Source organism: Xanthomonas sp. NCPPB 2933 (assembly GCF_056725225.1).
On sequence record NZ_CM161518.1, the window covers coordinates 837,391 to 850,358 of the forward strand.

Genomic DNA, 12,968 nt, shown 5'->3' on the forward strand with positions numbered 1-12,968 from the left:
GACTCACCCGCGACTTCGATACTGGGCGCATGCCAGAAGGTCCCTCCCTTGTCATCCTGCGCGAACAAACCGAGGCCTTTGTCGGTCGCAAGATCCTGCGTGTCTCCGGCAACAGCAAGCAGGACATCGCGCGCCTGGATCAACAGAAAGTGCTGGCACTACGCAGCTGGGGCAAGCACTTTTTGATCGAGTGCGCGCAGTTCAGCGTGCGCATCCATTTTCTGTTGTTCGGCAGTTATCGCATCGACGAAGACAAGCCCAATGCGGTGCCGCGTTTACGTCTGGAATTTTCCAAGGGCCAGCGGCTGAACTTCTACGCCTGCTCGGTGCAGTTTATCGATCGCCCCTTGGACGAGGTGTACGACTGGACGGCGGATGTCATGCATCCGCTGTGGGATGGCGCACAGGCGCGGCGCAAGTTGCGTGCCGCGCCATCCATGCTTGCCGCCGATGCATTGCTGGATCAGAGCATCTTTGCCGGCGTCGGCAACATCATCAAGAACGAGGTGCTGCACCGCATCCGGGTGCATCCGGAGAGCGCAGTGGGCGCGTTGCCGGCGCGCAAGCTTGGCGAACTGGTCACCCAGGCGCGCGAGTACAGCTTCGATTTCTACACCTGGAAAAAGGCCTTCGTGCTGAAGAAGCATTATCAGGTGCACACCAAAACCAGCTGCCCGCGCGATGGCGCGCCGCTGCAGTATCGAAAGCACCTGGGCAAGGCCGGGCGGCGTGCCTTTTTCTGCGAAGTCTGCCAACGGCTTTACCCAGGCGAGGATGTGTGACGATGCGCTCAACGTGAATGGCGGCTGGCTCTTTCTGCCCAGACAACGAATTTCAAACGCGCGCAGGCGCAGCGCCCGCTAGATTTGCGCGTCCTGCACCGGGTTCACGGTGTGGCGTGCGCATCTCTCATCTCATCGGTCTCCCGCATTGTGACTACCCGCAGGAAGGAAACGCTTGTCCCGCATGTCGCTGCAGCTGCATGCACGGGCGCCATGCTGTTCTTTCTTGCCTGTCTGTTGCTGTATATGCCGCCGCCGCGCGAAACCCTGCGACACGACGACAGTTTGCAGGTGTACTTCGTGCCGCGCCCGCAATTGACGCTGCCGGCACCGGTGGAGCCGCCGCAACCACGCGAGCGCACACCGCGCGCTGCGCCTGCCGCCGCATCGGCATCGGCCGCCCGCAGTGCGCCGCCACCCACACGGACCCCACCGCCGCAGCGCCAGGTAGCCGCCGCCAACGCGCCTGCCAACGAATCGATGGCGGCCCAGCTCTACACCCGCGAAGGCCGTTTGCGCATGCCACAAACGGCGGAAATAGATCCGATGGCGCAAAACGGTGCCGCCGTGCCGCCGGGCATGAGCGATGAGCGCGCGCAGGCCAAGGCGCGCAATGTGATGGAACGGGTCAACCCGGTGCAATACCAGGACACCCGCTTTGCCAAGGACTGGAAGAGCGATGGCACGCTGGGCGATGTGGCGATGCAGGAAATGAATCGCGGCATGAAGAAGTTCAACGACATGCTCAACGGGCCGCAGACGCAGGTGGCCAAGGCGCGACCGCCGCCGGATGTGCGCTTCAATCCCGCGTTGGCCGGCAATCAGGCCGAGATGGGCAGCGAAGCGACCGGCGATGCCTACAAGGCCGCGCCGATCGCGCACGAGACACCGCCCGATCTCAAGGGCGAAGCCAGCCGCCGCATCCGCGAGGCGCTGGCGGCTCTGGAGCAACGCAGTGCGCGTTGCGACGCGTCAAAACGCAAAACACTGTTGTCGCCGGTGCGCACGCATCTGGGCGATCTTGAGCGCGCCGAGCACGCCTTGAACAACGGTGCCGACCCGGTAATGTCCGCGCAAATGCTGCCGCGCCAGGCCGACAGCGCCTATGATCTAGCCCGCCGCGCGCTGTGGTATGCCGATCGCCAGTTGAAGCAGTGTGCGACTGGGTGAGTGGGTTGGTTAGTGTGCAGCTGACCAAGAGCGTCTAACAGAACCTCTCTGATGCTGTATCAGTAGCGGCAGCGTGTCGGCCACACGCGCACCGTTGATGCGTGAGGACGAGCAGGTCGAGTGCGCAGTGCCCGCACCGCTTGCGGGACACGCAGTGTCGGTGGCGGCATCCATGCCGCCACACGGTCCCGCAATCGGTGAGGACACCGCACCAGGAAGTTGGTCGGTTGCCCGATATAAACCTGCCTGTTGCTCGGCTTGCGATGAGAAGATTTTCGGACGCAACGTTATCCGAACAACGCACTGATGCACTGCTCGCAATCATGCATACCGACATTCTTGACTGGTCCTTGCCCGCCCACCGTCGCGGGACCTTACGCGGCATGGATGCCGCGTAAGAGCCTACACGGACGTACTTGCGGCGTGTCCCGCGAGGGTGGGCGGGCAAGGGCCCTGCAGCCAAGTCGCAGATCAGCCGCTCTAGAAACCGACGCATCCACACCGTTCAATCACCTTCCAGCCGCTCTGAACCGACGAGTGAGGGATGTGTTTTGGTTGGAGCCAGCCAGGGTTTTGTAGAAGCTTGCACACCAAGCGCCGCACGATCGCTTGGCAACCGCACCCTCATCCGGCGCTGCGCGCCACCTTCTCCCGGTGGGAGAAGCGGACCAGCCGCTCTTGCCCTTATGCCTGCATGCGCCCAACTGCCCAGCCCAGCCGCCCAGCCGCGTATGGCCGTCAGGAGTCGAATCACGGCGACGCCCGCCTCACAACAGCCCAATCCGAGCTCTACATAGCGCCAATCCCAGCGCTACATAAGGCCGATCCGAGCACTATCCCTACACACGGCCAACCCGAGCGCTACAGCAGGCTATGAGTCTGTCTACGCCATACTCTTACTGAGCAATACTCTTATCTGAGTTAGCCCTACGCCAGACTCTGCCGATAGCGGTCTTTTTCGATACTCAGCGCCACTTCCGCACGCAGGAATACCTGGCCGATCGGTTCATCGCCACGGGTTGCCTGCACCTCGCCGATCAGCACGGTGAGCCCGAGCGCATGTTGTTGCTGGGCGATGTCACGCAGGCCCTGCAGCTTCTGTTCGGCATCGGGGCCGCGCAGCACGGCGATGAACTCTGCGCTTTCGGTGACCCGGTCTACGCTGTCCCCGCTGGCTTGTACATGCGCGGCCAGGGTCTGATCGAGTTGTTGCAAGGCGCGGCCCAGTAACCGCTCGCTTTGTTTTTCGGCCAGCGCGGCCAGTTCCTGCACTTCCAGGATGACCAGGTAATAACCAGTGTCGGCGCTGGTCCTGGTGGCAACCGGCGCCACCGGCTGCAAAATCGCCTCGCGCTCGAGCTGCAATTCGCGCTTGCGCTCGTCCAGCAGGCGCATGGTGACGCGCGCCAAGGCCTGCAGGCCGGTGCGTTGAATCTCGGTGAGCGTGCGCGGCTCGGTGTCGAGCACGCAGACGGTGCCCAATGCCACGCCGTCGGAGGTCACCAGCGGCATGCCGGCGTAGAACCGCGCACCGGTTTCGCCGGTGACCACCGACACATCGGCAAAACGCGTGTCCTTGGTCAGGTCGTGCACTTCCATCAGGTGCTCGGGGCTACGGATGGCGTGGTCGCACACTGCCTGGCTGCGATCGGTCTGCTGCATACCCAGACCCAGTTGGGCCTTGAACCACTGGCGGTCGCGGTCGACCAGCGACATCAGTGCGATCGGCGTGCCGCACAACGAAGCCGCCACCTGCACGACGTCTTGATAGGTGTCCTCGGGCAGGCTGTCTACGATGCGGTAGCCATCCAGAACCTGTTGGCGAGAGGCTTCGTCAGCCATGGGCATTTCTTTCATTGAATAAGCCAGACAAGCGCGAGCGAGAAGGTGCCACGATACCGGCGTTGCCGATAACGCGGCGTGGATATTGGCCAGGTGCGTCGGCGTGACCTGACACCTAGCATGGGAAGACGCAGCAACGCGGTTGCTGCGCGCGGCCCGCGGCTGCGCGATGGGCTGGTGCATCTGTTCAACAATCTGCACCTGGGCGACCGCTCCGATGTGGATGATCGGCGCAACCACTACGCGCATGACGAGCCACCAGCGGGCATGGATGCGGCAAGTTTGCCTGTCGCCGCCGAACGCCAACGCTTGCATGGCGGCGCGGATGTCACCTGAAGCTGCGGGCTGCGTCCTTGCAGTTCCTGATCGGCCTGCACGCAGTCACGTGCAGGCGTCCTGTCCGTGCGTCTGGAGACATCCCACCGCCATACAACCCGCCAACGCCGCACAACCCGACCGCGCCGCTTGGCAGCAGCGCAGCCGGTGGGTCAATCGCCCTCAGCGCTTGACCGGCTTGCCGTCCACGTCGAGCACCTGCACCTCGCCCAGCTTGAGCGCACGCACCGGAGCTTCGATCTTCTTCAGATCGCCCACGATCACCCAGGTCATCGCCTTGGGCGCGATGATTTCCTTGATGGCTTTCTGCGCGGCCGGCTGGTCGATCGCTTCCAGGCGCGGCTTGAGCGTCTGCACGTAATCATCCGGACGGTCGAACTGCACGATGCCTTCGATCGCACCCAGTACCGCGCCGGTGGTTTCGAAGCTGCCGGGCAGGGCGCGGATGCGCTGGTTCTTGATCTTCTCGATCTCCTCGGTGGTCAGCGGCTTGTCGCCGATGATCGCGGTGGCTTCCTTGAGAATCTCGTTGGCCGATTCGGCGGTCTTGTCGGTCTGCACCGGCGCGGAGAACAGGTACGGCCGCTGGCCCTGCGCATCCAGCATGCGGGTGCCGGCGCCGTAGGCCCAGCGCTTGTTCTCGCGCAGGTTCATGTTCAAGCGCGAGGTGAAGGTGCCGCCGAAGGCGCCATTGGCCACGCCGATGGCCAGGTTGTCCGGCGCCTTGGTGGACGGTGCAAGCAGGCCGGCCAGGATCACCGACTGCGGCGCATCCGGGCGATTGATCAGATACACGCGCGGCTTGGGCTGCGCAGCGACGTTGGCCAGGTTCTTCTTCGGCAACGGCGTGGCAGGGGCCTTCCAGTCGCCGAAGGCGGCATCGAGCTGCGGAATGATCTGCGCCAGCGTGGTATCGCCGGCCACCAGGATGCGCAGGTTGTCCGGGCGCAGCCACTGGCTGTGGAAGGCCTGCAGGTCCTGGGCGTTGAGGCTCTTGATCGCCGCCTCGGTGCCGCTGCCGGTGAGCGGGATGCCGTAGGGGTGATTCTGGCCGAACAACAACGGCGGCAGTGCCCGCAGCGCCAGGCTGTTGGGCTGGGTCTTTTCCTGTGCGATGCCGGCCAGCCACTGGCTGCGGATGCGCTCGATGTCGGCGGGCTTAAAGGCCGGGTTGCGCACGATGTCGGAGAACAATTGCAGCGAGGGCTGCAATTGATCATTGAGCGCATCCAGCGAGGCGCTGCAGCTGTCCAGGTCGCAGCCGACCGCGGTGATCGCGCCCAGGCGCTGGCGGCGTTGGGCCACTTCCACCGAATCCAGCGCGGCGGTGCTCTCGTTCATCAGCGCGGCGCTGAAGCTGGCGGTGCCGAGCTTCTTGCCCTGGTCGGCCGCATAACCGGCATCGAACAGCAGCTCGACCTGGGTCACCGGGATGGTGTGGCGCTCGGCCAGGATCACCTCGATGCCGTTCTTCAACTTGCCGCGCTGCAACTGCGGGAAGCTCAGATCGGGGAACTGGCTGGTCTCCGGCACGCCCTTGCTGCGGTCCAGCGTGGAGGCGGTGATCTTGTACTTGCCGGCGGCCGGCAGCTTGGGTGCCGGTTTGCCGGGTTCGTTGCCACGTGCGACCACCGCCTTGTCTTCGGCGGCGGGGTCGAAGTCCTTGCCGGCCGGCAACACGGTGAGCAGATAGTCGCCCTTGCCGAACCAGCTGGCAGCGGCCTGCTTGACGCTGTCCACGCTGGCGGCCTGGCCGCGCTGCAGATCCTGCTTGTAGGCGCCCGGGTCGCCGCGATAGACCTGGCCCTCGGCCAGGATCACCGCCTTGCCGGTGAACCCGCCGACCTTTTCCAGCCCGCGCACGAAGCCGGCGCGGTAGGCCACCTGTGCGCGCTGCAGTTCGTCGGCGGTGGGGCCCTGGGCGATGAATTTCTTGAGTTCCTCGTCGATGATCGCCTCGACCTTGGCCGGATCCACACCGTCCTTCACATCGGCCTGGATCTGTACCTGGCTGGACAAGGCGAAGGCCTGGATCGACGCCGACACGTCGTCGACCAGGTTGTCCTGATAGACCAGACGCTGATACAGCCGCGAGGTCTTGCCACCGCCGAGCACGGTGGTGGCCAGGTCCAGCTGGATCGCCGCATCGCTGCCCAGTTGCGGCGCGACCCAGGTGCGATAGATGCGCGGTTGCGAGACATGGTCATGCTGCACACCACGCTTCTGCGCGGCCAGCGGGGTCACCCACGGTTGCTGGCGCGCCACCGGCTTGCCGGACGGGATATCGCCGAAATACTGCAGCGCCTTGGCGCGCGCCTGCGCCACGGTGATGTCGCCGGCCAGCACCAGGGTGGTGTTGGCGGCGCCGTAGTTGTCGTTGAACCACTGTTTGACGTCGGCCAGCGAGGCTGCGTCCAGGTCTTCCATCGAGCCGATGGCGTCGTGCTGATACGGATGGTTGGCCGGGAACAGGTTGGACAGGATGTTCTGGTCCACGCGGCCGTATGGGCGGTTCTCGCCCTGGCGTTTTTCGTTCTGCACCACGCCACGCTGGGTATCGAGTTCTTCCTGGCCGATCGCCCCGAGCAGGTGACCCATGCGGTCCGATTCCATCCACAGCGCGGTATCCAGCGCGGTGGTCGGCACGGTTTCAAAATAGTTGGTGCGGTCGAACCAGGTGGTGCCGTTCATGTCGGTGGCGCCGACCTTCTCGAACGGGGCGAAATAGCTGCCCTTGTTGTTCTCCGAGCCGGAGAACATCAGATGCTCGAACAAGTGCGCAAAGCCGGTCTTGCCGGCCGGCTCGTCGCCGGAACCGATGTGGTACCAGATGCTCACCGCCACCACCGGCGCCTTGTGGTCTTCGTGTACCACCACGGTCAGGCCGTTGGGCAGGGTGAAGCGGGTGTAGCCGATCTCGGGAATGGCGCTGCTGGCCGCGGGCTTGGACAGGCTGGCCGGGGCAGCTTCGACGACGGGAGCAACGGTACCGGCGGCGGCGCCGAGCACACCGGCGATCAACAGGGACAGCGGACGCAGCATGTGACACTCCAGAACAGGACAATCGGCCGAGGGTAGTGGCTGGTTGGCGGCGCCGCAAATGCTGTTTGGCAGTGTCGCCGCGGCTGCCGTGCCCGTTGCGGTGCAAGACAGGCGGCAGATCTGAAATGCGGTGTAAGCGGACCCGGCCGCGCTTGACTCAAGTTGATCCTCGCCTCGCCGTTACTTGGGGCGACCTACCTTGACCAGACGCTACCCGCCGATCACGCCATGACCGTCCTGTTGCCGCCCGTGCCGATGCCCGCCAACGACGCCTTGCGCGTGGAGGCCGTGCGTCGGTTGGGGGTGCTGGACACCGAGCCCGAGGCCGAATTCGACGACATCGCCTGGTTGGCCGCGCACGTCAGCGGCGCGCCGATGGCGCTGGTGTCGCTGCTGGATGCCGACCGTCAGTGGTTCAAGGCGCGCTGCGGCACCGATCTGGAAGGCACCCCGCGCAGTGTGTCGTTCTGTTCTTACGCGGTGATGGGTACCGAGCTGCTGGAGGTGCCCGATGCCGAGGCCGATCCACGCTTCGCACTGAATCCGCTGGTCACCGCCGCGCCAGGCATTCGCTCCTATGTGGGCGTGCCGCTGATCGGCCGCGAGGGCTATGCGTACGGCACCTTGTGCACGCTCAGCACCAAATCGCGGGTTCTCGACGAAAACCAGAAACAGGCGCTGATCCGGCTGGCACGCCAGGCCGCCAATCAACTCGAGGCGCGCCGCGACCGTCTGGCCGCGCAGGCGCAGCGGCAGACCCTGAGCCGCTTGCTGGAAGCCATGCCTGACGGCGTGGTTTCCTGCGATAGCGAGGGGCTGTTGCGTGAGTTCAATCATGCCGCGCGGCAATGGCATGGCACCGATCCGCGCCTGTTGCCGCCGGTGCAATGGGCGCAGCATTTCGATCTCTACGCTGCCGACGGCAGTACCTTGCTGCCTACCGAAGCCATCCCCCTGGTGCGTGCCTGGCGCGGCGAGCACGTGCGCAATGCCGAGATGGTGATCCGTGCCACCGGCCAGAGCGCGCGCAGCGTGTTGTGCAATGCCGACCCGGTAGTCAGCGATCAGGGCGCCGCGTTGGGTGCGGTGTGCGTGATGCACGACATCACCCAGTTGCGCGATGCCTCGGCTGCACTGGCGGGCGAGCGTGCACGCTTGCAGTCGCTGGTGGACGCTTCGCAGGACGTAGCGATCATCGCCTTCGACCCGAACGGGCGCATCGAATTGTTCAATCCCGGCGCCGAGCGCCTGCTGGGTTACGCAGCCGACGAGGTACTGGGCCGCTGCCCTGCGCAGTTCCATCTGCCGGCCGAGCTCGAACGGCACATGGCCACGCTTGCGTTGTCGCCGCCGTCGTATATCAAGCTGGCCGCCGCTGCCGCAGGCGATGTACTCGAAGAAGAAATCTGGACCCTGGTACGCAAGGACGGCGGGCTGCGGCGGGTGCGTCTGTGCTTCAACGTCATCCACGACGCCCAGCAAGGGCTGGCCGGCTACCTGGCGATGGCCATCGACGTCACCGCCGAGCTGCAGGCGCAGGCGGCCGCGCAGCTGGCGGCCGAGCACTTCAGGGGCGCGTTCGAAACCGCCCCGCAGGGCATGGCGATCGTCTCGCTGGACGGCGCCTGGCGCGACGTCAATCCGTCGCTGTGCAGCATCCTGGGGTATCCGCGCGAGCAGTTGCTGCGCACCACCTTCCAGACCATCACCCATCCCGACGACCTGGAGATGGATCTGTGCTTTGTGCAGGAATTGATCGACGGCAAACGCGACAGTTACAGCATGGCCAAGCGCTATATCAGCCAGCAGGGCGCGGTGATCTGGGCGCAGTTGTCGGTGTCGTTGGTGCGCGACAGCAGCGGTGCACCGGTGCATTTCGTCTCGCAGATCCAGGACGTCACAGAACGCCATGTCGCCGCCGAACGCCTGGCCGAAAGCGAGGCGCGTCTGCGCGCGATCAGCGATGCCACACCGACGCTGGTGAGCCAGTTCGATGCCGAGCAGCGTTGCCTGTTCGCCAATGAAGCGCATCGCCATTGGCTCGGCGTGGAGCCGTCCAGCCTGGTCGGCCGCCATCTCACCCAGGTGCTGGGCGATGACCTCAGCACCCCGGCGTGCGCTGCGCTGGCGCAGGTAATCGGCGGGCAACGCGCCAGCTTCGAACACGTGTTACGTGGCGGCGCGACACCGCGCGATGTGGAAATCACCTTGGTGCCCGCGACGCAGAGCGCATCGACGCAGGCGCAAGGGTTCTTCCTGATGGCGCACGACGTCACCGCGCACAAGTCATTGCATCGGCTGATGCACGAACGCGCCACCCGCGATGCCTTGACCGGCCTGCCGAATCGCCACGCCTGGTCCGAAGCGCTGCAGATCGCGGTGACCCAGGCGCAGCAACAACAGCGCGCGGTCGCCGTGATGTTCCTGGACCTGGACGGCTTCAAACGCATCAACGACGTGCACGGTCACCGCGCCGGCGACGCGGTACTGGTGGCCTTCGGCCGCTGCCTGCAGCAAGCGGCCGGCAGCCGCTATCTGGTAGCACGCCTGGCCGGCGACGAATTCGTGGTGTTGCTGGACGACCTGCAAGATCCGCAGACCGAATGCGCGGCAGTGGCAGAACGGATTCGCGCCGCTGCCGCAGCGGGCGCCGTGTTCGGCGAACAACACCTGCCGATCCACTCCAGCATCGGCGTCGCCTGGCAACACGGCCAAAACGCCGACGCGGCCAGCCTGATGCACGCGGCTGACGAAGCGATGTACGCCGCAAAACGCGCCCGCTGCGGCAACGACACACCTACTGCCGGGCGCGATGCCGCGCGGTAGTCAAGCGCGCGCCGCGCCCTTCTCCCACCGGAGAAGGTGCCCAAAGGGCGGCTGAGGGTACGGTTTACCCATAAAACCGCGTCAATCAGGAGCACTCCCTTCTCCCACCGGGAGAAGGTGCCCGAAGGGCGGATGAGGGTACGGTTTACCCATAAAACCGCGTCAATCAGAAGCGCGCATTGCACTTATTGATTTTGTCAGTGGCGATGCAACGGTATCGATAAGTGTTCACTACCTGCGATGTTGAGGCCCACTATCTCTGTCGCCTGGAGAGGTGACGAAAGGGTATGGATGCGTTGATTGCAGGGCGGACGATCTGTGGCCTGGCTGCAGGGCCCTTGCCCGCCCACCATCGCGGGACACGCCGCAAGTACGTCCATGTAGGCTCTTACGCGGCATCCATGCCGCGTAAGGTCCCGCGATGGTGGGCGGGCAAGGACCAGTCGCGATGGTCGGTGCGCATGGCTTTCAACAAAGCAACCAAGTAACTCTCTGGTGCGGTGTCCTCACCGCTTGCGGGACCGTGTGGCGGCATGGATGCCGCCACCGAGCCCCCAGGGATGGGTTCACGGCGTGTCCCGCGAGCGGTGAGGGCACCGCGCCCTCGACTCACCTAGCTTTGATTGTTGATCCGTCGCTTGGCTGCAAGGACCAGTCGATTTGGTCGGTGCGCATGGCTTTCAACAAAGCAACCAAGTAACTCTCTGGTGCGGTGTCCTCACCGACCCAGGCATGCGCATTAGTGGCGCGCATGCCGTGCCTTCTCGCCCCGCAGGGCGAGGGGCTCTGCATCCATCCATCAAGCCGCCTGCACGACCGAACGTCGTTGCATTGCAGCTTGCTCCGGCACCAACCGGAACACCGCCACCGCGCGTGTCAGATCCGCGGCCTGATCTTCCATGCTGCGTGCGGCCGCCGTGGCTTCTTCCACCAGCGCGGCGTTTTGCTGGGTCATCTCGTCCAACTGCATCACCGTGGTGCTGACCTGCTCGATGCCCGCACTTTGCTCGGTGCTGGCGGCGGTGATCTCGGCCATGATGTCGGTCACGCGCTTCACCGAGCTGACCACCTCGGTCATGGTGCTGCCGGCTTGTTGCACCAGGTTCGAGCCTTGCGCGACTTTTTCCACCGAGTCGGAAATCAGCTGTTTGATCTCCTTGGCGGCACCGGCCGAGCGCTGGGCCAGGGCGCGCACTTCGGTGGCCACCACTGCAAAGCCGCGGCCTTGTTCGCCGGCGCGTGCGGCTTCCACCGCCGCGTTCAAGGCCAGGATATTGGTCTGGAACGCGATGCCGTCGATGACGCCGATGATGTCGGAAATACGCGCCGACGATTGCGTGATTGCCTGCATGGTGCTCACCACTTCCTGCACCACCCGGCCGCCACTTTCGGCGACATCGCCGGTGCCCTTGACCAACTGGTTGGCCTGACGCGCGTTGTCGGCATTCTGGCGCACGGTGGAGGTCAGTTCTTCCATCGATGCAGCGGTTTCTTCCAGATTCGCAGCCTGATGTTCGGTGCGCGTAGACAGGTCGGCATTGCCGCTGGCGATTTCGCCGGCCGCCGTGTTGATCATCTCGGCCGAGTGCTGGATGCCCTGCACGATGCTGGTCAGCTGGATCGCGGTGCGGTTGGCGGCATCGGCCAGGCGCCCGAACGCGCCTTCATAATGCGATTCCACCCGCTGCGACAGATCGCCATCGGCAATGGCGGCCATGATGCGGCCCACATCGTCCAGACCTGCATCGGCCTGCTGCATCAGGCGGTTCAATGCCTGCACCATTTCCGCAAACGCGAACTGGTAGCGCGATTGCTCGCCACGTGCAGAGAAATCGCCGCGCGCAGCGGCATCGGCCAGGCGCGCGATGTCGCTGTTGATCGCCGACAGATTGCCCTTCACCGTGTCCAGGGCTTCGTGCAATGCCGCGCGCTGGCCGGGCAGGCGGCGCATGTCGCGGCGCAGATCGCCACGGCCGTAGTCGCTCATCACATCCATCGCTTCGTTGATGGCATCCAGATGCTCGAACACCACCGTGTTCACGCCATGCGCCAGCGTGCCGTAATCGCCGGGGAAGTCTTCCGGAATGCGGTGCGCGATGTTCTCGCCCTGCTGCAGACGGATCATGGTCTGCATCTCGCCGTTGAAGCGCTGCAGCTGATTCTGCATCTGCTGCATGCTGTGCATCAGCTGGCCGGTTTCATCGCGCGATTCAACCCGGATGTCGTTATCGAAGCGGCCGGAGGCGATCGCCTCTGCGGTGCGCGATGCGGCACGCAGCGGCGCAGCCATGGCCGAGGCGATCAACCAGCACAGGCCGATCACCATCGCCACCAACGCGCCGCCGATCAACGTCAAGGTGCGCGTGAAGCCCCAGGCCTGCACCTGGATGTCTTCGGCGTACACACCCATCACCAAGACCCAGTTCCAGGCCGGAAAGGTCTTGGCATAGCTGATCTTGGGCAGCTGTTCTTTTTTGCCCGGCTTGGGTGCGTTGTAATAGCTGAAACCGTCGCCACGCTCGATCGCGGTCTTGATGTCGCGATACACGTACTGCCCGGCATCGCTCTTGTAATCGCTCATGTCGGTGCCGACGGCGCGCTTGGGATGCATCAGGATGCGCATCTGCGGATCGACGATGAAGAAATAATCCACGCCATCGTTGGTGCGCATGTCGGCAAGCGTTGTACTTGCCGCTGCCTTGGCCTGTTCGACCGTCAACTCGCCAGCTTTGACCTTGTCGGCATAGTGCTGCATCACGGTGAGACCCATCTCGACCTCGGTCTTGACGCTGAGCTTGCGCGCCTCCACCAGATCCAGATATTGCAGGCGCGCCGCAGCCACCGCGAGCAGGATCACACCCACGGTCAGTAGCGCGCAGAGCAGGATGAACTTGCGGGTGAGTGGGAGATTGGCAACGTGACGACGCAATAGCGACACAACAGGCATGGCAACGACATCCAAAACGCGCG

General features: G+C 64.5%; 6 protein-coding genes and 1 pseudogene. 4 read left to right on the top strand and 3 right to left on the bottom strand.

Translation table 11 applies throughout. From position 1 onward, the window contains the following. Positions 1-29: 29 nt before the first annotated feature. Positions 30-782, top strand: coding sequence for a DNA-formamidopyrimidine glycosylase family protein (locus AC1PLU_RS03615; protein ID WP_481107735.1), 753 nt, complete (start codon positions 30-32; stop codon positions 780-782). 150 nt (positions 783-932) lie between these two features. Then, entirely contained in the window at positions 933-1,952 is a 1,020-nt protein-coding gene (locus tag AC1PLU_RS03620; RefSeq protein WP_481107736.1) for a hypothetical protein, read from the top strand. Between the two features lie 927 nt (positions 1,953-2,879). Here AC1PLU_RS03620 and AC1PLU_RS03625 read toward each other — a convergent pair. Next, on the bottom strand, positions 2,880-3,809 hold the full coding sequence (locus AC1PLU_RS03625; RefSeq protein WP_481107737.1) for a GAF domain-containing protein: 930 nt from the start codon (positions 3,807-3,809) through the stop codon (positions 2,880-2,882). A 105-nt stretch (positions 3,810-3,914) separates the two neighbouring features. Here AC1PLU_RS03625 and AC1PLU_RS03630 point away from each other — a divergent pair, with 105 nt between their 5' ends. Next, positions 3,915-4,130: a hypothetical protein gene (locus AC1PLU_RS03630; protein WP_481095493.1), complete on the top strand. Its 216-nt coding sequence runs from the start codon at positions 3,915-3,917 to the stop codon at positions 4,128-4,130. Positions 4,131-4,292: 162 nt separating this feature from the next. Here AC1PLU_RS03630 and AC1PLU_RS03635 read toward each other — a convergent pair whose 3' ends face one another. After that, on the bottom strand, positions 4,293-7,172 hold the full coding sequence (locus AC1PLU_RS03635) for a M16 family metallopeptidase (RefSeq protein ID WP_481107738.1): 2,880 nt from the start codon (positions 7,170-7,172) through the stop codon (positions 4,293-4,295). 120 nt (positions 7,173-7,292) lie between these two features. Here AC1PLU_RS03635 and AC1PLU_RS03640 point away from each other — a divergent pair. After that, positions 7,293-9,998: pseudogene (locus AC1PLU_RS03640) on the top strand (PAS domain S-box protein). Positions 9,999-10,797: 799 nt separating this feature from the next. Here AC1PLU_RS03640 and AC1PLU_RS03645 read toward each other — a convergent pair. Beyond that, positions 10,798-12,927, bottom strand: coding sequence for a methyl-accepting chemotaxis protein (locus AC1PLU_RS03645; protein WP_481108459.1), 2,130 nt, complete (start codon positions 12,925-12,927; stop codon positions 10,798-10,800). Positions 12,928-12,968: the final 41 nt, after the last annotated feature.